Below are 19,037 nucleotides of genomic sequence, written 5' to 3' on the forward strand. Positions count from 1 at the left end.
CGACGTCGACGATCAGCTTGTCGAAGTCGGTGCGCTGCTCGACACGCGTGGCCTCGACCTTGTACGTGACCTTGAGGACCGGCGAGTAGATCGAGTCGATCGGAATACGCCCGATCTCCTGACCCACCTGCTTGTTCTGCACCGCGGAGACATAACCGCGACCGCGCTCGACGGTCAGCTCCATCTCCAGCTTGCCCTTGCCGTTGAGCGTGGCGAGGACGAGGTCGGGGTTGTGCACCTCGACACCGGCCGGCGGCGCGATGTCGGCGGCGGTGACGAGACCCGGACCCTGCTTGCGCAGGTACATGACGACCGGCTCGTCCTGCTCGCTGCTCACCACGAGCTGCTTGATGTTGAGGATGAGGTCGGTGACGTCTTCCTTGACACCCGGCACGGTGGTGAACTCGTGCAGCACGCCGTCGATACGGATGCTGGTGACAGCGGCACCCGGAATCGAGGAGAGAAGGGTCCGGCGAAGTGAGTTACCGAGGGTGTAGCCGAATCCCGGCTCCAGCGGCTCGATGACGAACCGGGAGCGGAACTCGTCGACGACCTCTTCGGCCAACGAGGGGCGCTGAGCAATCAGCATGGTGTGATCCTTCAGTCATGGGCACCCGCTATTTGATGCCCGACCAGTACTACAAGGGTACGGGCGATACGCCTCCGAAGAGCCGTACCGCCCGAATCCTCAAACCGCCAAGCTGCAGCCGAACGTCAGATCAGACGCGGCGGCGCTTGGGCGGACGGCAACCGTTGTGCGGAGTCGGCGTGACGTCCTGGATGGAGCCGACCTCGAGACCGGTCGCCTGAAGCGAACGGATGGCCGTCTCGCGACCCGAACCCGGGCCCTTGACGAAGACGTCAACCTTGCGCATGCCGTGCTCCTGCGCGCGGCGGGCGGCCGACTCGGCAGCCATCTGCGCGGCGAAGGGGGTGGACTTGCGCGAGCCCTTGAAGCCGACGTGGCCGGCGGAGGCCCAGGAGATCACGTTGCCCGCGGGGTCCGTGATCGAGACGATGGTGTTGTTGAACGTGCTCTTGATGTGAGCGTGCCCATGAGCGACGTTCTTCTTTTCCTTGCGGCGCACCTTCTTGGCAGCGCCCTGACGACCCTTGGGGGGCATCTAAATCTCCTACAGGGAGGTGGTCGGTCCTACAGCGAAGACCGCTGATGAAGCGTTGTCCGCTGAGGACTACTTCTTGCCCGGCTTCTTCTTGCCGGCGATGGCGCGACGCGGGCCCTTGCGGGTACGAGCGTTCGTGCTGGTGCGCTGACCGTGGACGGGCAGGCCACGGCGGTGGCGAATACCCTGGTAGCAGCCGATCTCGATCTTGCGGCGAATGTCGCCCTGGATCTCGCGACGGAGGTCACCCTCAGTCTTGATGTTGGCGTCCACGTACTCGCGGATCGCGACGAGCTGCTCCTCGGAGAGGTCTCGAACACGGGTGTTCGGGTCCACCCCAGTCTCCGCCAGCGTCAGCTGGGAGAGGGTCCGGCCGATGCCGAACACGTAGGTGAGGGCGACCTCCACGCGCTTTTCGCGCGGGATGTCAACACCGGAAACGCGTGCCATTCAATGGCTCCAGTTGTCGTTCGGAGGTCTTCCACAAGGCCGTTTCCCAGCCGCCGTATGAGGTACGAACTGGGTCCCCGGCCTCCGACCGGGGGTATCAGGTCTCTTGGAACTCCAGACCTGGGCCCTGCGTATGAACATGTACTACTGCTCGCGTCGCGCGAAGTTCTGCGGGTGCAGAAGGGGGTCGTGCGTCAGCCCTGGCGCTGCTTGTGGCGCGGGTTCTCGCAGATGACCATGACCCGACCATGACGGCGGATCACCCTGCACTTGTCGCAGATCTTCTTGACGCTCGGCTTGACCTTCATGGGGTGAGGTTCTCCGGGTCAGTTGCCGGCGGTCCCGCTAGCACGGGACGTGGGCAAGATCTACTTGTATCGGTAGACGATGCGGCCACGCGTCAGGTCGTACGGAGACAGCTCCACCACGACCCGGTCGTCAGGGAGGATGCGGATGTAGTGCATACGCATCTTGCCGCTGATGTGTGCCAGGACCTGGTGGCCGTTCTGGAGCTCAACCTTGAACATGGCGTTCGGAAGAGACTCGACGACAGTGCCCTCGATCTCGATGGCACCTTGCTTCTTGGCCACGCTTCGCCCTTCGAATCGACTACCTTGATCGACTCCCTTGCGTCCCCCCAGAGGGGCCGCATGCGGACATGCGGGTGCACGAGAGCCGACGAGTCAGTCTACGTCAGCACCCCCGGAAAGACGAATCGAGGAAGAGTGCCCCACCGGAATGATCCTTAACCGGCCCCAGCGAACGCACCCGCCACCAGATCCCCCGAAACCCACCCCGACCGGGACCCAGGGGCCCCAGTCCCCGCAAGGCATGGAGCGGACGCAGTCCCCGCCAAAAACCCCCGAACTCCCCCGCGAGGGGTGCAAGGGACCCAGTCCCCACGAGGGGCCCAGCACACGCACTCCCCACGAGGGGCCCAGGGGACGCAGTCCCCGCCAGGGGTGCGGCGCACGCACTCCCCGCCAGGGGCCCGGAACCCATCCCCGAGCGGGGTGCAGCGCACGTACTCCCCCGCCAGGGGCCCGGAACCCACCCCCGAGCGGGGTGCAGCGCACGTACTCTCCGCGAGGGGCCCAGCGCACGCAGTCCCCGCCAGGGGGACAGCGCACGCACTCCCCGCCAGAGCCCCGGAACCCACCCCCGAGCGGGGTGCAGCGCACGTACTCTCCGCGAGGGGCCCAGCGCACGTACTCCCCGCCAGGGGGACAGCGCACGCACTCCCCGCCAGGGCCCGGAACCCATCCCCGCGAGGGGTGCAGGGGACGCAGTCCCCGCCGGGGGTCCAGGGGGCCTGCCCCCTCGTCGGGGTCGAAGGGGCGGAGCCCCTGGGGATGGGACGGGTAGGGGCGGCGGGGGCGAAGAAAACCCCTACGCCAGCGGATCCGGCGCCGCAGTCACCCCAAGCTCCGCCAACTTCGCCGCCCCCCCGTCGGGAGACGTAAGCACCAACGGCCCCGCCTCAGTCAACGCCACCGAGTGCTCCCAGTGCGACGACCACGTCCCGTCCGTCGTGATGACAGTCCAGTCGTCCGCAAGGACCTCCGTACGCGGCGTCCCCAACGACACCATCGGCTCGATGGCAAGACAGAACCCAGGGACCAGCTTCGGCCCCTTCCCCCGCTTGCGCTCGACGTAGTTCAGCAGATGCGGGTCCATGTGCATCTCGGTCCCGATGCCATGCCCGCCGTAGTCCTCGATGATCCCGTACCGACCGCCCCCCGCCTTCGGCTGACGACGGATGTACGTCTCGATCGCACGCGAGACATCCACCAGCCGGTTCCCCAGCTTCATCGCGGCGATCCCCGCCCACATCGACTCCTCCGTGACCCGGGACAACTCCACCAGCTCCGGAGCATGCCCCGACCCCACGAACGCCGTGTACGCCGCGTCCCCGTGCCAGCCGTCGACGATCGCGCCGCAGTCGATGGAGATGATGTCCCCGTCCTTCAGCACGACCTCGTCGGAGGGGATGCCGTGGACGACGACCTCGTTGACGGAGGTGCAGATGGTGGCCGGGAACCCGCCGTACCCGAGGAAGTTCGGCTTGGCGTTGTGCTCCGCGAGCACCTTCCGCGCGACCAGGTCCAGATCCTTCGTACTGGCGCCCGGCACGGCCGCCTCACGAGTGGCCGCGTGGATGGCGGCGACGACAAGCCCCGCCTCGCGCATCTTGGCGATCTGCTCGGGGGTCTTAATCTGCACCATTATGAATTGCGCCTCCTGGCCACTGATACCGCGGCGCTCCAGGATACGTGCACGTACGGACGCACACCGAAACGGTCGCCCACCGGCGACGAAGACCGCAGCAGAGACCGCAACAGAGAAGCCCCCGTCGTCCACCACGGACGACGAGGGCTTCTCTGCGGGATTCCGAACGCTTCTACCAGCTACCTGCTAGCTACCATCCTCGTCGCGCCGAAGCGCGCCCATGGAACGAGCCGTGACCTCTTCGACCTTGCCCAACGCGGAGATGGTGACGACCAGTCCCTGCGTCTTGTAGTAGTCGATGATCGGCTCGGTCTGGGTGTGGTAGACCTCCAGCCGCTTGCGGACCGTCTCCTCGGAGTCGTCGTCCCGCTGGTACAGCTCGCCACCGCAGGTGTCACAGACACCCTCGGTCTTCGGCGCCTGGTACGTGACGTGGAAGACGTGCGCCGAGTCGTTACGGCAGATGCGGCGGCCGGCGATGCGCTTGACCACCTCGTCCTCGGGGACCTCCAGGTCGAGAACCGCGTCCAGCTTCATGGACTCGGCCTTGAGCATCTCGTCCAGCGCCTCGGCCTGCGAGACGTTCCGCGGGAAGCCGTCCAGCAGGAAGCCGTTCACCGCGTCGGGCTGCTCCATGCGGTCCTTGGCCATCGCGATCGTGACCTCGTCCGGCACCAGGTTGCCCGCGTCCATGTAGGACTTCGCGAGCTTCCCGAGTTCCGTCTGCTTGCTGATATTGGCCCGGAAGAGGTCGCCCGTGGAGATGTGCGGGATCGACAGGTTCTTGGCGAGGAACGCGGCCTGCGTTCCCTTCCCGGCACCAGGCGGCCCGACGAGGACGATACGCATCAGCGGAGGAACCCTTCGTAATTGCGCTGCTGGAGCTGGCTCTCAATCTGCTTCACGGTCTCGAGACCGACACCCACGATGATGAGGATGCTGGTCCCGCCGAACGGGAAGTTCTGGTTTGCATTGAAACCAACCAACGCCATCGTCGGTACGAGAGCGATCAGACCCAGGTACAGCGAACCCGGCCAGGTGATCCGGTTGAGTACGTAGCTCAGGTACTCAGCAGTCGGCCGACCAGCCCGGATGCCCGGGATGAAGCCACCATACTTCTTCATGTTGTCGGCTACTTCTTCGGGGTTGAAGGAGATGGCGACATAGAAGAACGCGAAGAAAACGATCAGCAAGAAGTAGGTGGCGATGTAGACCGGGTGGCTTCCCTTGGTCAGGTTCTGCTCGATCCACGTCTTCCAACCGGAGTTGCCGCCGGCGAACTGGGCGACCAGCGCGGGGATGTAGAGCAGCGACGAGGCAAAGATCACAGGGATGATGCCGGCCTGGTTGACCTTGAGCGGAATGTACGTCGACGTACCGCCGTAGGACCGGCGGCCGATCATGCGCTTCGCGTACTGGACCGGGATACGGCGCTGAGCCTGCTCGACGAAGACCACCAGTCCGACCATGACGAGGCCGACGACGATGACCGTACCGAACTCGATCCAGCCGTCCGCCAGCTTGCCCTGGGTCTTGATGGACCACAGCGCGGCCGGGAAGGTGGCGGCGATCGAGATGAACATCAGGATCGACATGCCATTGCCGATGCCACGGTCGGTGATGAGCTCACCGAGCCACATGACCACGGCCGTACCGGCGGTCATGGTGATGACCATGGTGATGGTCACGAAGATCGACTGGTCCGGGACAATCTCGTTGGCGACCGTGCAGCCGCTGAAGAGCGCACCGCTGCGCGCGGTGGCGACGAGACCAGTGCCCTGGAGGATGGCGAGAGCCACTGTCAGGTAACGGGTGTACTGCGTGATCTTCGTTGTGCCCGCCTGGCCCTCCTTCTTGAGGGCTTCCAGACGCGGGATCACCACCGTCAGCAGCTGCAGGATGATGCTCGCCGTGATGTACGGCATGATGCCCAGCGCGAAGATCGTGATCTGCAGCAGCGCCCCGCCGCTGAACATGTTCACCAGACCGAACAGGCCCTGGTTTCCGCCCTTCGCGGCGACGTCGATACACGTCTGGACGTTCCGATAGTCGACACCTGGGATCGGGATGTGCGTGCCCACCCGATAGACCACGATGATGCCGAGCGTGAAGAGCAGCTTCTTGCGCAGGTCGGGCGTCTTGAACGCCCGGGCGAACGCGGTGAGCACGGTGCCTCCTGCGACCCCCGCGCTACTGCGTAGAGGTGACGGTTTTGAGGTTCGACGAATACGTTGACAGATAACTAACAGCCGAGAGGCGTCCGGAGTTCCTCAGGAACACAGCGGACTCAGCTTGACAGTGCTGGCCACCTTACCGGCGACCATGCGTCCTAGGAACGACCAACCGGGGATACCCCATTTGTGGGGTATCCCCGGCAGGGATCGCTCAGGTCATCGAGACGCCTGTGATTCTCAGACGAGCTCGGTGACGGTACCGCCGGCGGCGGTGATCTTCTCCTTGGCGGAGCCGGAGACGGCGTCGACCGTCACCTGCAGCGCCACGGAGATCTCGCCCTGGCCGAGGACCTTGACGAGGCTGTTCTTGCGAACGGCACCCTTGGCGACGAGACCCTCGACGGTGACCTCGCCACCCTCCGGGTACAGCGCGCCCAGCTTGTCGAGGTTCACGACCTGGAACTCGGTCTTGAACGGGTTCTTGAAGCCCTTGAGCTTCGGGAGACGCATGTGGAGGGGCATCTGGCCACCCTCGAAGCGCTCCGGAACCTGGTAACGAGCCTTCGTGCCCTTGGTACCACGTCCAGCCGTCTTACCCTTCGACGCCTCACCACGACCCACACGGGTCTTGGCGGTTTTGGCGCCCGGGGCGGGACGGAGGTTGTGGATCTTGAGCGGGTTGTTCTCCGCCATGATCAGTCGACCTCCTCAACCGTCACGAGGTGGCGGACGGTGTGAACCATTCCGCGGAACTCGGGGCGGTCCTCCTTGACGACCACGGTGTTGATTCCCTTGAGACCAAGGGACCGCAGCGTGTCACGGTGGTTCTGCTTGCTGCCGATGTACGACTTCGTCTGCGTGACCTTGAGGCGAGCCATTACGCACCCGCTCCCGCACGCGCACGGAGCAGAGCCGCGGGGGCGACGTCCTCGAGGGGCAGACCACGGCGAGCCGCGATCTCCTCGGGACGCTGCAGGCCCTTGAGGGCCGCCACGGTCGCGTGCACGATGTTGATCGCGTTGGACGAGCCGAGCGACTTCGACAGGATGTCGTGAACGCCGGCGCACTCCAGGACAGCACGCACCGGGCCACCGGCGATAACGCCGGTACCGGGGGAAGCAGGCTTGAGCAGGACGACGCCCGCGGCCTTCTCGCCCGTGATCGGGTGCGGGATGGTGCCCTGGATACGGGGGACCTTGAAGAAGTGCTTCTTGGCCTCTTCAACACCCTTGGCGATCGCGGCCGGCACCTCCTTGGCCTTGCCGTAACCGACACCGACGGTGCCATCGCCATCGCCCACTACGACGAGCGCAGTGAAGCTGAAGCGACGACCACCCTTCACAACCTTGGCGACGCGGTTGATCGCGACAACGCGCTCAACGTACGCGGTCTTCTCGGCGGCAGCAGCGCCGCCGTCACGGCCCTTCCGGTCCCGCCGCTCGCCGCCACCGGCACCGCTTCCGCGGCGCTGGGGTCCAGCCATTGGATTACCTCTCTCTTTTTCCGCTAGCTACGCTGCGCCGCGGCACAAGGCCGCAAGCGCGACGGGCGGCTCAGAACTTGAGCCCGGCTTCGCGGGCGGCGTCGGCCAGGGCGGCGATGCGACCGGCGTACCGGCTGCCACCACGGTCGAACACAACGGCCTCGACACCTGCGGCCTTGGCGCGCTCGGCGACGAGTGCGCCGACCTTGCCCGCCTGCGCCGACTTGTCTTCGCCCTCGTTACCGCGGATCGAGGCGTCCAGGGTCGACGCCGACGCCAGGGTGTGACCCTGGATGTCGTCGATGACCTGGGCCACGATGTGGCGGTTAGAGCGGGTGACAACCAGGCGGGGACGCTCAGCCGTTCCGTTGACCTTCTTACGGATCCGGATGTGACGCCGCTTGATGGCAGCACGCTTGTAAGCGTCGCCCTTAGCGATCTTCGTACCGTATGCCATGGCTTACTTACCCGCCTTTCCGACCTTGCGGCGGATGACTTCGCCCTCGTACTTGACGCCCTTGGCCTTGTACGGGTCAGGCTTGCGCAGCTTGCGGATGTTGGCCGCAACCTCGCCGACCTTCTGCTTGTCGATTCCCTCGACAGAGAAGCGGGTCGGGTTCTCGACCTTGAACGAGATGCCCTCGGGCGCCTCGACCGTGATCGGGTGGCTGTAGCCGAGCGCGAACTCGAGGCTCGAGCCCTTCGCCGCCACGCGGTAACCGACACCGCTGATTTCGAGCTTCTTCACGTAACCCGCGGTCACGCCGGTGATCATGTTCGCCACCAGCGTGCGGGACAGGCCGTGCAGGGCCTTGTTCTGACGCTCGTCGTTGGGGCGGGTGACGTTGAGAACGCCGTCCTCACCCTTGGCGATGTCGATCGGCGCAGCGACGGTGTGGGAGAGAGTGCCCTTGGGGCCCTTCACCTGGACCGTACGGCCGTCGATGGTGACGTCCACGCCGGCGGGAACCGTGATGGGGAGCTTGCCAATACGCGACATAGCTGTTTCCTCCGTTCCCTTCTACCAGACGTAGGCGAGGACTTCTCCGCCTACGCCTTTCTTGCCGGCCTGCTTGTCGGTGAGGAGACCGTGCGACGTGGAGATGATCGCCACGCCCAGGCCGCCGAGCACCTTCGGCAGGTTGGTGGACTTCGCGTAAACCCGGAGACCGGGCTTGGAGATCCGCTTGATGCCCGCGATGGAGCGCTCACGGTTCGGACCGAACTTCAGCTCGAGGACGAGCTTCTTGCCGACCTCGGCGTCCTCGACCTTCCAGCCCGTGATGAAGCCCTCCTGCTGGAGGATCTCCGCGATGTGAGACTTGATCTTGCTGTGCGGCATCGCGACGTCGTCGTGGTATGCCGAGTTCGCGTTACGCAGACGAGTCAGCATGTCCGCGATCGGATCAGTCATGGTCATGAATTGGCCTTCGGCCTCTCTCGCCGGGGTTTCCTGAATGCGCCATCCCTCTCCCCACTCACTCAGTGGCGGGACGGGTGCGGTGCGGGGGACCTACGGCGTAGTAAGTCGTACGGGCGGCAATCAGGCGCCCAACCCCCCAAGCCTAAGCCATGAAGGGGAGGGCGCCTGACACGCCCATTGCTTACCGAGAGCTTCGGGAATCCCAATCCAGCCAGTCGGCCCGGAAGGGCCGCCCTTGAGGGGCGGTGGTCGGGCGACGGGAGGGAGGGATTACCAGGAGCTCTTGGTCACGCCCGGCAGCTCGCCACGGTGAGCCATCTCACGAAGGCACACGCGGCAGAGGCCGAACTTGCGGTACACGGAGTGCGGACGGCCGCAGCGCTGGCAGCGCGTGTAGCCACGTACACCGAACTTGGGCTTACGAGCAGCCTTGGCAATCAGAGCCTTCTTCGCCATCTCGCTTACGCCTCCTTGAAGGGGAAGCCGAGGTGACGGAGAAGCGCGCGGCCCTCAGCGTCGTTGGTCGCCGTGGTCACCACGGTGATGTCCATACCCCGGGTGCGGTCGATCTTGTCCTGGTCGATCTCGTGGAACATGACCTGCTCGGTGAGACCGAAGGTGTAGTTGCCACGACCGTCGAACTGCTTGGGAGACAGACCACGGAAGTCGCGGATGCGCGGAAGCGCGAGCGACAGGGTGCGGTCCAGGAACTCCCACATGCGGTCGCCACGAAGCGTGACGTGGGCACCGATCGGCTGGCCCTCACGCAGCTTGAACTGCGCGATGGACTTGCGGGCCTTGGTGACGGCCGGCTTCTGACCGGTGATCGTGGTCAGGTCACGGACGGCACCGTCCATGAGCTTGGAGTCACGGGCGGCGTCGCCGACACCCATGTTCACCACGATCTTGACGAGACCGGGGATCTGCATGACGTTCTCGTACTTGAACTCGTCACGCAGCTTGCCCGCGATCTCCTCGCGGTACTTCGTCTTGAGACGCGGAGTGGTGGTGGTAGTCATCAGATGTCCTCACCCGTCCGCTTGGCAACGCGGATCTTGTTGCCCTCGTCGTCGAAGCGGTAACCGACACGCGTGACAACCTTGTTGCCGTCCTTCTCAACGACCAGCTGGACGTTGGAGACGTGGACGGGCGCCTCGGTCGTGACGATGCCGCCGGCCTGCGAACCGCGAGCGGTCGGGCCGGCCTTGGTGTGCTTCTTGACCCGGTTGACACCCTCGACCAGGACACGGTCCTCGCGGGGGAAGGCCGCGATGACCTTGCCCTGCTTGCCCTTGTCCTTACCGGTGATGACCTGAACCAGGTCGCCCTTCTTGATCTTCATGCTTACAGCACCTCCGGCGCGAGCGAGATGATCTTCATGAACTTCTTCTCGCGCAGCTCCCGGCCGACCGGGCCGAAGATACGGGTGCCACGAGGGTCGCCGTCGTTCTTCAGAACAACAGCGGCGTTCTCGTCAAAACGGATGTACGAGCCGTCCGGACGGCGGCGCTCCTTGACGGTGCGAACGATGACGGCCTTGATGACGTCACCCTTCTTCACGTTGCCACCGGGGATCGCGTCCTTGACGGTGGCGACGATGACGTCGCCGATGCCCGCGTAGCGGCGACCGGAGCCACCGAGGACACGGATGCAAAGGATTTCCTTCGCACCAGTGTTGTCGGCGACACGCAGTCGCGACTCCTGCTGGATCACGTCTATCTCCTGATTGTCTGCCGGTTCCCGGCGAGCTCCGCAGGTGTTCTACGGAGCTCACCGAGCCTGGCGGAACTTCCCTGCGAGGATGCCCGCAGGAGGACTTACTTGGCCTTCTCGAGGATCTCGACGATGCGCCAGCGCTTCGTCGAAGACAGCGGACGGGTCTCCATGATGATGACCCGGTCGCCGACGCCGGCGGCGTTCTGCTCGTCGTGAGCCTTGAGCTTGTTCGTACGGCGGATGACCTTGCCGTACAGCGCGTGCTTGACGCGGTCCTCGACGGCGACGACGACGGTCTTGTCCATCTTGTCGCTGACGACCAGACCCTCACGGGTCTTGCGGAAACCGCGGCTCGTGTTGGTCTCTTCAGTCACGTTGCTCTCGCTCATCAGGCGCTCTCCACCGTTTCGATGCCCAGCTCGCGCTCACGCATCAGGGTGTAGATCCGCGCGATGTCCTTACGGACGGCCTTGAGCCGACCGTGGTTCTCGAGCTGACCGGTCGCCGCCTGGAAGCGGAGGTTGAACAGCTCTTCCTTGGCTTCGCGGAGCTTGTTGAGAAGCTCCTCGTCACCCAGTTCGCGCAGCTCGGACGCCTTGGTACCGGCCGACATCACGCTTCACCTGCCTCGCGCTTGACGATCCGGCACTTCATCGGCAGCTTGTGGGCTGCGCGAGTGAGGGCCTCACGAGCGATCTTCTCGTTGGGGTATGACAGTTCGAACATGACCCGACCCGGGTGCACGTTCGCGATCCACCACTCGGGAGAACCCTTACCGGAACCCATGCGGGTCTCGGCAGGCTTCTTCGTCAGGGGGCGGTCCGGGTAGATGTTGATCCAGACCTTGCCGCCACGCTTGATGTGGCGGGTCATCGCGATACGGGCAGCCTCGATCTGGCGGTTGGTCACGTAAGCCGGCGTGACGGCCTGGATGCCGTACTCGCCGAACGAGACCGTGGTGCCGCCCTTGGACATGCCCCGACGCTTCGGGTGGTGCTGCTTGCGGTGCTTGACCCTACGGGGGATCAGCATTTCGGTCAGGCCTCCGTTCCGGTGCTTTCAGCAGCCGGAGCGGCAGCCGCCGGAGCCTCGGCCTTGGGGGCCTCGGCAGCGGGAGCCTGCTGCGGCTTGCGGCCGCGGCCGCCACGCTCGCCACCACGGCCACCACCACGGGCCGGACGGTCGCTGCCGCCACCGGCACCGCCGCGGGCCGGGCGGTTACCCGCACGGGCAGCAGCGTTCTCGGCGCGGACCTCGGCGATGTTCTTGACGTCGCCCTTGTAGATCCAGACCTTCACACCGATACGGCCGAAGGTCGTCTTGGCCTCGAAGAAGCCGTAGTCGACGTTCGCGCGGAGCGTGTGCAGGGGCACACGGCCCTCGCGGTAGAACTCCGAGCGGGACATCTCGGCGCCGCCGAGACGGCCACCACACTGGATCTTGATGCCCTTGGCGCCGGCCTTCATCGTCGACTGCATGCTCTTACGCATAGCCCGACGGAAGGAGACGCGGGAGGACAGCTGCTCAGCGACAGCCTGAGCCACCAGCTGGGCGTCGAGCTCGGGGTTCTTGACCTCGAGGATGTTGAGCTGGACCTGCTTCTTGGTCAGCTTCTCCAGGTCGCCACGAATACGGTCGGCCTCGGCGCCGCGGCGACCGATGACGATGCCCGGACGCGCGGTGTGGATGTCGACGCGGACGCGGTCACGGGTGCGCTCGATCTCAACCTTCGAGATGCCGGCGCGCTCCATGCCGGACGTCATCATCCGACGGATGGCGACGTCTTCACCGACGTAGTCCTTGTACAGCTTGTCGGCGTACCAACGCGACTTGAAGTCGGTGGTGATGCCGAGTCGGAACCCGTGCGGGTTTACCTTCTGGCCCATTACCGGGAACCTTCCTTGCTGCTGACGACCACGGTGATGTGGCTGGTCCGCTTGCGGATCCGGTAGGCGCGGCCCTGGGCACGCGGACGGAACCGCTTCAGGGTCGGACCCTCGTCGACGTACGCCTCAGTGATGACGAGGCTGTCGGCGTCGGTGTGGTCGTAGTTGTGTGCGGCGTTGGCAATGGCGCTGTCAAGCACCTTGCCGACCGGCACGCTCGCGGCCTGCGGGGCGAAACGCAGGACCGCCTGAGCCTCCGTGGCATCCATGCCACGGATAAGGTCCACCACGCGGCGGGCCTTCATGGGCGTGACGCGGATGTACCGCGCCTGGGCCCTGGCTTCCATGGTTGTCCTTCCAGTGTCTGTCATGGTCGATTCCACCCCGCGTTAGCGGCGCTTCGACTTCCGGTCGTCCTTGACGTGACCCCGGAAGGTGCGCGTCGGCGAGAACTCGCCGAGCTTGTGGCCGACCATCGACTCGGTGACAAACACCGGAATGTGGGTCTTGCCGTTGTGCACCGCGATCGTGTGGCCGAGCATGGCCGGGATGATCATCGAGCGACGGGACCAGGTCTTGATGACGTTCTTGGAACCGGCTTCGTTCTGTACGTCCACCTTCTTGATGAGGTGGTCGTCGACGAAGGGCCCCTTCTTGAGACTACGCGGCATCTAAACCCGCTCCTAGCGCTTCTTGTTCGTCTTGCGGCGGCGGACGATGTACTTGTTCGAAGCCTTCTTCGGCGAACGAGTACGACCCTCCTTCTGACCCCACGGCGAGACCGGGTGACGTCCACCGGAGGTCTTGCCTTCACCACCACCGTGCGGGTGGTCAACCGGGTTCATCGCCACACCGCGAACGGTCGGACGGACGCCAAGCCAGCGCTTGCGGCCGGCCTTGCCCCAGTTGATGTTGCTCTGCTCGGCGTTGCCGACCTCGCCGACCGTGGCGCGGCAGCGCTGGTCGACCAGGCGGATCTCACCGGAGGGCATACGAAGGTGGGCCATCGTGCCCTCCTTCGCCAGCAGCTGCACCGAGGCACCGGCGGAGCGGGCGAACTTGGCGCCGCCACCGGGACGGATCTCGATCGCGTGGATCGTGGTACCGACCGGGATGTTGCGGAGCGCCAGGTTGTTGCCCGGCTTGATGTCGGCCCCAGGACCGTTCTCGACGCGGTCACCCTGCGACAGGTTGCGGGGGGCGAGGATGTAGCGCTTCTCGCCGTCCGCGTAGTGCAGCAGCGCGATGCGCGCGGTGCGGTTGGGGTCGTACTCGATGTGCGCGACCTTCGCCGGCACGCCGTCCTTGTCGTGACGACGGAAGTCGATCACGCGGTAGGCGCGCTTGTGTCCGCCACCCTGGTGGCGAACGGTCACACGACCGGAATTGTTACGGCCGCCCTTGCTGTGCAGGGGGCGAACCAGCGACTTCTCCGGCGTGGACCGCGTGACCTCGACGAAGTCGGCGACGCTGGAGCCACGGCGGCCCGGCGTAGTCGGCTTGTACTTGCGGATTCCCATTTCTCAGTCCTCGTCCGATATCGGACGATCCGACCCGCTTACGCGGCCGGACCGCCGAAGATGTCGATACGGTCGCCCTCGGCGAGGGTCACGATCGCGCGCTTGGTGTCAGCGCGCTTACCGAAACCGCTCTTGGTGCGCTTGCGCTTGCCGATGCGGTTGATCGTGTTGACCCCGGTGACCTTGACCGAGAAGACCGCCTGGACGGCCTGCTTGATCTGGGTCTTGTTGCTGCCGGGAGCGACGATGAACGTGTACTTGTTCTCGTCGATGAGCGCGTAGCTCTTCTCCGACACGACCGGCTTCAGCAGGACGTCACGGTGGTCCGTGAACGACTTGCTGATCGGCGTGACGACGGTGTTCTTGCCCTCGGCCTCGTGGCGCTTCGCCTTGGCGACGCGCGCGGCCTTGGCGACCTTGGCCGCCTTGGAGGCAATGGCGGGGTGACGGATGGCCATCAGACCTCGCTCCCTTCGGTGTCAGTGGCCTTGGGGCCGGACACGAAGGACTCGAAAGCGGCCTGGGTGAAGACCACGTCGTCCGAGACGAGAACGTCGTACGTGTTCAGCTGGCCCGGCTCCAGGATGTGCACCTGGGGCAGGTTGCGGGCGGAAAGCAGCCCGGCCTCGTCGGAGCGCTCGATGACCAGGAGCACGTTCTTGCGCTCGCTGACCTTGCCGAGGAAGCTCTTCGCGGCCTTGGTGGAGGGGGTGTCGCCGTCGATCACGCCGGTGATGACGTGGATACGAGCGTTGCGGGCCCGGTCGGTGAGGGCGTGGCGCAGGGCCGCAGCCTTCATCTTCTTCGGGGTCCGCTGCGAGTAGTCACGCGGGGTGGGGCCGTGAACGACGCCACCGCCCGCGAACTGCGGCGCACGGGTCGAACCCTGACGGGCGCGGCCGGTGCCCTTCTGACGGTAGGGCTTCCTACCGCCACCACGGACCTCGGCGCGGGTCTTGGTCTTGTGCGTGCCCTGACGGGCAGCGGCCAGCTGTGCGACGACGACCTGGTGAAGCAGCGGGATGCTGATCTTCTCTACGTCGAAGATCTCCGCGGGGAGCTCGACGCTTCCGGCCTTCTCGCCAGCGGGCGAAAGGATGTCAACAGTGCTCATCGGTACCTCAGGCCCCCTTGGCCGCGGTGCGGACCAGGACGAGGCCGCCGTTCGGACCAGGAATCGCGCCCTTGATGAGCAGCAGACCCTTCTCCGCGTCAACGGCGTGGACGGTCAGGTTCTGGGTGGTGACCCGCTCGTTGCCCATGCGGCCCGCCATGCGGACGCCCTTGAACACACGGCCGGGGGTGGCACAGCCACCGATCGAGCCGGGGGAGCGGTGCTTGCGCTGGACACCGTGGCCGGCGCCGAGTCCCTTGAAGTTGTGACGCTTCATGACACCGGCGAAGCCCTTGCCCTTGCTGTTGCCGGTCACGTCCACCTTGACGCCGGCCTCGAAGGTCTCGGCGGTGATCTCCTGGCCGAGGGTGTACTCGCTGGCGTCAGCGGTACGGATCTCGACGAGGTGGCGGCGGGGGGTGACGTCAGCCTTGGCGAAGTGACCCTTGAGGGGCTTGTTCACCTTGCGAGGGTCGATCTCGCCGAAGGCGATCTGGACCGACTCGTAGCCGTCGGAGTCATTCGTACGGACCTGGGTCACGACGTTCGGACCGGCCTTGACGACGGTGACGGGAACAACACGGTTGTTCTCGTCCCACACCTGCGTCATGCCGAGCTTCTCGCCCAGGATGCCCTTGATCTGCTTAGCCATTCTCAGATCACCGTCCCCTAGAGCTTGATCTCGATGTCGACACCGGCCGGGAGGTCGAGTCGCATCAGAGAGTCAACGGTCTTGGGCGTCGGGTCGAGAATGTCGATCAGGCGCTTGTGGGTGCGCATCTCGAAGTGCTCGCGCGAGTCCTTGTACTTGTGCGGCGACTTGATGACGCAGTACACGTTCTTCTCAGTGGGCAGCGGCACCGGGCCCGCGACCGACGCACCAGTTCGCGTCACCGTCTCGACGATCTTCTTCGCCGAGGAATCGATGACCTCGTGGTCGTAGGCCTTGAGCCGGATGCGGATCTTCTGTCCCGCCATGGCTACTCAGTAGTCCTTTGTCTAGTGAAACGCTCTGGAACCCTGGGGTTCGCGTCCCGTCCTCCGACCCACGCGGTCGGGTGTGTCGCGCTCCTGCCGCATGGATATCCGTTACGGATTTCCCTACGAGGGACGCGGCCCGCCCGAAAGCAACCGCAGGACCGGGGGCTGAAACACCCACCGGGTGCCTGATCTGCACCCCGCTGACACTTCCCGAAAGATTCCCGTACGTCCGCCCCAGCGCTGCCTTACGGCAGTTGAGGCGACGAGTACTGTGGGACTCGCTTCCGGTCCTCCCGACGGGAGGCGCGCAGCATCGGCGCTCGACCGAGCAACTCCGACAGTCTGCCATACGGGGCAGGCCCTCCGCCAATCGAGCCGGAGACAATACCCGCAGGGTGACGAAGGTCAAACCCGACGCCGCCGCTCGGCACCTCGAATCAGGCAGGACTGTCGACAGCGGCCTTGACGCGGATGGTCAGCTCGGCGATCTGGTTGTAGACGGAGCGGCGCTGGGACATCAGCGACCGGATCTTCGTGTACGCGTGTTCGGCGGCGGTGTGCTCACGCCCCCCGAACAGCGAGCCGATCTCGGACACCGACAGGTCGGTGAGTTCATGGCAGAGATACATGGCGATCTGCCGCGCCGTGACCAGTGCCCGACCGCGAAACGTACCGCACAGATCTTCCGATGTCAGCCCGAAGTACGCGGCCGTCTCACGAAGGATCAGGTGACCGACTTCCTCACCCCGTACGGGCCCCCGGTCCGGCACCAGGTTGTTCATGATCGCTTCGGTGAGGGCCAGGTCCACCGGCTGCCGGTTCAGCGAGGCGAAGGCGGTCACGCGGACGAGGGCGCCTTCCAGCTCGCGGGTGTTCCGCTCCACCTTCGTGGCGATGAGTTCCAGGACCTCCCGCGGGAGTCTGACCCCGTCCCGGTCCGCCAGCTGCCGGAGGATCGCGATACGCGTCTGCAGCGCGGGCGGCTGAATCTCAGTGACAAGACTCGACTCGATCCGGTTGCGCAGGCGGGAGTCGAGGAACTGCAGCTGCCCGGGAGGCCGGTCCGAGGCCAGCACGATCTGCCGGCCCGTGCTGTGGAGGGCGTTGAAGATGCGCAGGAACTCGTCCTGAGCCGCCCCCTCCCCCTTGGCCGGCGGCAGGAACTGGAGGTCGTCGAGCAGCAGGAGGTCCACGTCACGGTAGCCCCGGCGGAACTCTTCGAGCCGGTCCGCGAGGTGGGCATGCTCAAACTCGTAGGCGAATCCCTCCGAGGTCACGTACCGCACTCGCAGGCCCGGCTGAAGTACACGCGCACGGTTCCCGACGGCGTGCAGCAGATGCGTCTTGCCCATCGCTGAACCGCCGTGGAGGGTCAGTGGGTTGTACCTGTTGGCGAGCTGCCCGGCGACGGCGACCGCGGCCGCGTACGGGAATCTGTTGGAGTCGCTGACGGCGAAGGTCTCGAAGAGGTGGTGTGGGTTCAGCTGCTCTGCCGACGCTTCGCCGTCCGACACCGACAGCGTCGCGTTCGCTGGGGTTGGGACGTCCTCCCGCTCGTACTCCTCCTCCGCCGCAACCAGCTGCCGCTCCAGTTCCTCACAGCGTTGCTCGGCCTGGATCCGCCGCCCATGGGCGTCCTTCAGTTGCTCGCCGAGGGCATCGACCTGGTCGACGAGGGACTGCCGTTCCCTGCGCAGCCCGGCGAGCTGGTCCTCGTACACCTGGAGGGCCCGGTCCGTCTCCGCCGCCTTCCGCTCCTCGTACACGCGCAGCTGTCCCATTTGCCGTTCAAGGTCCGCTGCGCGGTGTTGCGCGTCGACCAACGCGTTCTCCAGTGCCCGTACGAGCGCCTTGGAGTGAACGGTCTCCCGGTCGGCGTCGGCCAGTTGGTCCTCCAGCACCTGTACGCGGTGGTGCGCGGAGCCGCTTTTGTCGAGCGCCGTGCGGTGCAGGCGACGCAGCAGTTCGGTGGTCTCGGGGGTGGGGGCGCTCCCTTGCTGCTCGGCCACGTCACTGAGCAGATCGTGGACGAACTCCCAGGTCGGAATGCGGGTGCCGTTGAGGAAGCGGGAGATGGACCCGGCATCGCGGTTCCGCCGGGCCGCGTACCGGCGGACGCTGACTTCCAGCCCGACGAAGAGACTGCGCAGAGTCTCGGCGAATGCCCTCGACTCGTCGGGCAGACCGCCGTCCAGCGGTACAAGGCTGCTCGTCCCCACGCCTGGTCCTCCCTCGTTTCCCGCACTTCTCGACCGTTGCGGGCAAGTGGCAACTGTGCCGACTTCCGCAACACCTTGCAGCCCCAACAGCCTTATTTCCGCAAGGCACTTGAAGGGCACGCACTTGAGCGGAAGTCCCGAAGGCAAGAAAGGCCAGTCGATGCATCACCCACAGCGGCGAGCGGACCTCGTCGTTTTCCTCGCGGTCCTGCTGACCGGAGTCGTCCTCGTTCTGTGCGGGGTCCGGCCGGAGACGGTGTCGACCATCGCGATCGGACTGTCGACACTCTACGCGGCGTGGCATCGCAGGGACGAGGACTCCAAGTAGGGGGTAGGGGCTGGAGGTTGAGCGCTCGGAGGTCAGCTCGGGATGTCTTCCGGGTGGTACTCCACGAGCTGGAGTTCGGTGCCATTCGCATCCATGACCATGTCCAGACTGGAGTGACCGAACAGCGCTTCGACCGAGCTCAGCGCCAGAACCTCGATCCGAGAACAGCCGCACGGGTTCCGCTGCACGAGAGGCGGCTCGGCATCCGGAGCCTGAGCCGCTGCAAAAGATTCGGCGGTTTTTCGCTGTGCCGGCGTGAGGGAGTCCAGCGGAATGAAGTCGGGAGGTTTGACCAGATACCGAGCGAGCCGGTCTCGGCTCACCCTGTTCAGCCTGCACCGTGAACCGTCGACGAAGACAATCTTCATGTCTTGCTCGAATTTGAAGTCC

Annotated in this window: 32 protein-coding genes; 1 reads left to right on the forward strand and 31 read right to left on the reverse strand. The window is 65.4% G+C overall.

Annotation, left to right across the window (positions count from 1 at the left end):
- The 30 genes from rpoA to dnaA form a co-directional block, all read right to left on the reverse strand.
- Window positions 1-589, reverse strand: a 589-nt coding sequence (gene rpoA, locus ADL01_RS36320; RefSeq protein ID WP_063783632.1) for a DNA-directed RNA polymerase subunit alpha, incomplete at its 3' end; no start/stop codon positions are given.
- 130 nt (window positions 590-719) lie between these two features.
- Entirely contained in the window at window positions 720-1,124 is a 405-nt protein-coding gene (gene rpsK, locus ADL01_RS36325; RefSeq protein WP_006376016.1) for a 30S ribosomal protein S11, read from the reverse strand.
- A gap of 69 nt (window positions 1,125-1,193) precedes the next feature.
- Window positions 1,194-1,574 (reverse strand): 30S ribosomal protein S13, encoded by a 381-nt coding sequence (rpsM, locus tag ADL01_RS36330; RefSeq protein ID WP_053746337.1) that lies wholly within the window; start codon window positions 1,572-1,574, stop codon window positions 1,194-1,196.
- 194 nt (window positions 1,575-1,768) lie between these two features.
- Entirely contained in the window at window positions 1,769-1,882 is a 114-nt protein-coding gene (gene rpmJ, locus ADL01_RS36335; protein WP_003998809.1) for a 50S ribosomal protein L36, read from the reverse strand.
- 60 nt (window positions 1,883-1,942) lie between these two features.
- Window positions 1,943-2,164: a translation initiation factor IF-1 gene (gene infA, locus ADL01_RS36340; protein WP_003948620.1), complete on the reverse strand. Its 222-nt coding sequence runs from the start codon at window positions 2,162-2,164 to the stop codon at window positions 1,943-1,945.
- A 799-nt stretch (window positions 2,165-2,963) separates the two neighbouring features.
- Window positions 2,964-3,800 carry a type I methionyl aminopeptidase gene (map, locus tag ADL01_RS36345; protein WP_053746338.1) on the reverse strand — a complete coding sequence of 279 codons (837 nt, stop codon included), beginning with the start codon at window positions 3,798-3,800 and terminating at the stop codon, window positions 2,964-2,966.
- A gap of 189 nt (window positions 3,801-3,989) precedes the next feature.
- Window positions 3,990-4,652, reverse strand: coding sequence for an adenylate kinase (locus tag ADL01_RS36350; protein ID WP_053746339.1), 663 nt, complete (start codon window positions 4,650-4,652; stop codon window positions 3,990-3,992).
- The gene (secY, locus tag ADL01_RS36355) at window positions 4,652-5,971 is read right to left on the reverse strand and encodes a preprotein translocase subunit SecY (RefSeq protein WP_053746340.1); all 1,320 of its coding nucleotides are present in this window, start codon (window positions 5,969-5,971) and stop codon (window positions 4,652-4,654) included. Before secY ends, ADL01_RS36350 begins: the two co-directional genes overlap by 1 nt.
- A 243-nt stretch (window positions 5,972-6,214) precedes the next feature.
- Window positions 6,215-6,670 carry a 50S ribosomal protein L15 gene (gene rplO, locus ADL01_RS36360; RefSeq protein ID WP_053746341.1) on the reverse strand — a complete coding sequence of 152 codons (456 nt, stop codon included), beginning with the start codon at window positions 6,668-6,670 and terminating at the stop codon, window positions 6,215-6,217.
- 2 nt (window positions 6,671-6,672) lie between these two features.
- Window positions 6,673-6,855 carry a 50S ribosomal protein L30 gene (gene rpmD / locus ADL01_RS36365; protein WP_006376032.1) on the reverse strand — a complete coding sequence of 61 codons (183 nt, stop codon included), beginning with the start codon at window positions 6,853-6,855 and terminating at the stop codon, window positions 6,673-6,675.
- Window positions 6,855-7,460: a 30S ribosomal protein S5 gene (gene rpsE / locus ADL01_RS36370; RefSeq protein ID WP_006376045.1), complete on the reverse strand. Its 606-nt coding sequence runs from the start codon at window positions 7,458-7,460 to the stop codon at window positions 6,855-6,857. The genes rpmD and rpsE overlap by 1 nt, the downstream gene beginning before the upstream one ends.
- Window positions 7,461-7,530: 70 nt before the next feature.
- Window positions 7,531-7,917, reverse strand: coding sequence for a 50S ribosomal protein L18 (rplR, locus tag ADL01_RS36375; RefSeq protein ID WP_053746342.1), 387 nt, complete (start codon window positions 7,915-7,917; stop codon window positions 7,531-7,533).
- A 3-nt stretch (window positions 7,918-7,920) separates the two neighbouring features.
- Window positions 7,921-8,460 carry a 50S ribosomal protein L6 gene (gene rplF, locus ADL01_RS36380; protein ID WP_053746343.1) on the reverse strand — a complete coding sequence of 180 codons (540 nt, stop codon included), beginning with the start codon at window positions 8,458-8,460 and terminating at the stop codon, window positions 7,921-7,923.
- Between the two features lie 21 nt (window positions 8,461-8,481).
- On the reverse strand, window positions 8,482-8,880 hold the full coding sequence (gene rpsH / locus ADL01_RS36385; RefSeq protein ID WP_006376041.1) for a 30S ribosomal protein S8: 399 nt from the start codon (window positions 8,878-8,880) through the stop codon (window positions 8,482-8,484).
- 273 nt (window positions 8,881-9,153) lie between these two features.
- Window positions 9,154-9,339 carry a type Z 30S ribosomal protein S14 gene (locus tag ADL01_RS36390; RefSeq protein ID WP_003948630.1) on the reverse strand — a complete coding sequence of 62 codons (186 nt, stop codon included), beginning with the start codon at window positions 9,337-9,339 and terminating at the stop codon, window positions 9,154-9,156.
- Window positions 9,340-9,344: 5 nt separating this feature from the next.
- Window positions 9,345-9,902 (reverse strand): 50S ribosomal protein L5, encoded by a 558-nt coding sequence (gene rplE, locus ADL01_RS36395; RefSeq protein WP_053746344.1) that lies wholly within the window; start codon window positions 9,900-9,902, stop codon window positions 9,345-9,347.
- Complete coding sequence (rplX, locus tag ADL01_RS36400) at window positions 9,902-10,225, reverse strand: 50S ribosomal protein L24 (protein ID WP_052839850.1); 324 nt, start codon at window positions 10,223-10,225, stop codon at window positions 9,902-9,904. Before rplX ends, rplE begins: the two co-directional genes overlap by 1 nt.
- Window positions 10,226-10,227: 2 nt before the next feature.
- Entirely contained in the window at window positions 10,228-10,596 is a 369-nt protein-coding gene (rplN, locus tag ADL01_RS36405) for a 50S ribosomal protein L14 (RefSeq protein WP_006376015.1), read from the reverse strand.
- 104 nt (window positions 10,597-10,700) lie between these two features.
- A complete protein-coding gene (gene rpsQ, locus ADL01_RS36410; RefSeq protein WP_053746345.1) occupies window positions 10,701-10,988 on the reverse strand; it encodes a 30S ribosomal protein S17 in 288 nt (95 codons plus the stop codon).
- Window positions 10,988-11,212, reverse strand: a complete 225-nt coding sequence (gene rpmC, locus ADL01_RS36415; RefSeq protein ID WP_005481220.1) for a 50S ribosomal protein L29 — start codon at window positions 11,210-11,212, stop codon at window positions 10,988-10,990. The genes rpsQ and rpmC overlap by 1 nt, the downstream gene beginning before the upstream one ends.
- A complete protein-coding gene (rplP, locus tag ADL01_RS36420) occupies window positions 11,212-11,631 on the reverse strand; it encodes a 50S ribosomal protein L16 (RefSeq protein ID WP_006376050.1) in 420 nt (139 codons plus the stop codon). The genes rpmC and rplP overlap by 1 nt, the downstream gene beginning before the upstream one ends.
- Window positions 11,632-11,636: 5 nt before the next feature.
- Window positions 11,637-12,485 carry a 30S ribosomal protein S3 gene (gene rpsC / locus ADL01_RS36425; RefSeq protein ID WP_053746346.1) on the reverse strand — a complete coding sequence of 283 codons (849 nt, stop codon included), beginning with the start codon at window positions 12,483-12,485 and terminating at the stop codon, window positions 11,637-11,639.
- Window positions 12,485-12,832: a 50S ribosomal protein L22 gene (gene rplV / locus ADL01_RS36430; RefSeq protein ID WP_006376023.1), complete on the reverse strand. Its 348-nt coding sequence runs from the start codon at window positions 12,830-12,832 to the stop codon at window positions 12,485-12,487. The genes rpsC and rplV overlap by 1 nt, the downstream gene beginning before the upstream one ends.
- Before the next feature lie 42 nt (window positions 12,833-12,874).
- A complete protein-coding gene (gene rpsS / locus ADL01_RS36435; protein WP_006376029.1) occupies window positions 12,875-13,156 on the reverse strand; it encodes a 30S ribosomal protein S19 in 282 nt (93 codons plus the stop codon).
- 12 nt (window positions 13,157-13,168) lie between these two features.
- Window positions 13,169-14,005: a 50S ribosomal protein L2 gene (gene rplB / locus ADL01_RS36440; protein WP_006376052.1), complete on the reverse strand. Its 837-nt coding sequence runs from the start codon at window positions 14,003-14,005 to the stop codon at window positions 13,169-13,171.
- 38 nt (window positions 14,006-14,043) lie between these two features.
- Window positions 14,044-14,463, reverse strand: coding sequence for a 50S ribosomal protein L23 (rplW, locus tag ADL01_RS36445; RefSeq protein WP_006376000.1), 420 nt, complete (start codon window positions 14,461-14,463; stop codon window positions 14,044-14,046).
- Window positions 14,463-15,119 carry a 50S ribosomal protein L4 gene (gene rplD, locus ADL01_RS36450; protein ID WP_053746347.1) on the reverse strand — a complete coding sequence of 219 codons (657 nt, stop codon included), beginning with the start codon at window positions 15,117-15,119 and terminating at the stop codon, window positions 14,463-14,465. The genes rplW and rplD overlap by 1 nt, the downstream gene beginning before the upstream one ends.
- A 7-nt stretch (window positions 15,120-15,126) precedes the next feature.
- Entirely contained in the window at window positions 15,127-15,771 is a 645-nt protein-coding gene (gene rplC / locus ADL01_RS36455) for a 50S ribosomal protein L3 (RefSeq protein WP_053746348.1), read from the reverse strand.
- A 17-nt stretch (window positions 15,772-15,788) separates the two neighbouring features.
- Window positions 15,789-16,097, reverse strand: coding sequence for a 30S ribosomal protein S10 (rpsJ, locus tag ADL01_RS36460; RefSeq protein ID WP_003948644.1), 309 nt, complete (start codon window positions 16,095-16,097; stop codon window positions 15,789-15,791).
- A 440-nt stretch (window positions 16,098-16,537) separates the two neighbouring features.
- Window positions 16,538-18,319, reverse strand: coding sequence for a chromosomal replication initiator protein DnaA (gene dnaA / locus ADL01_RS36465; protein ID WP_053746349.1), 1,782 nt, complete (start codon window positions 18,317-18,319; stop codon window positions 16,538-16,540).
- 160 nt (window positions 18,320-18,479) lie between these two features.
- Here dnaA and ADL01_RS45040 point away from each other — a divergent pair, with 160 nt between their 5' ends.
- Window positions 18,480-18,647, forward strand: a complete 168-nt coding sequence (locus ADL01_RS45040; protein WP_159049727.1) for a hypothetical protein — start codon at window positions 18,480-18,482, stop codon at window positions 18,645-18,647.
- A gap of 32 nt (window positions 18,648-18,679) precedes the next feature.
- Here the strand turns inward: ADL01_RS45040 and ADL01_RS45045 are convergent, their stop codons facing one another.
- A complete protein-coding gene (locus ADL01_RS45045; protein WP_159049728.1) occupies window positions 18,680-19,015 on the reverse strand; it encodes a hypothetical protein in 336 nt (111 codons plus the stop codon).
- Window positions 19,016-19,037 lie beyond the last annotated feature (22 nt).

Source organism: Streptomyces sp. NRRL WC-3618 (assembly GCF_001280005.1).
Taxonomy (GTDB): Bacteria; Actinomycetota; Actinomycetes; order Streptomycetales; family Streptomycetaceae; genus Streptomyces.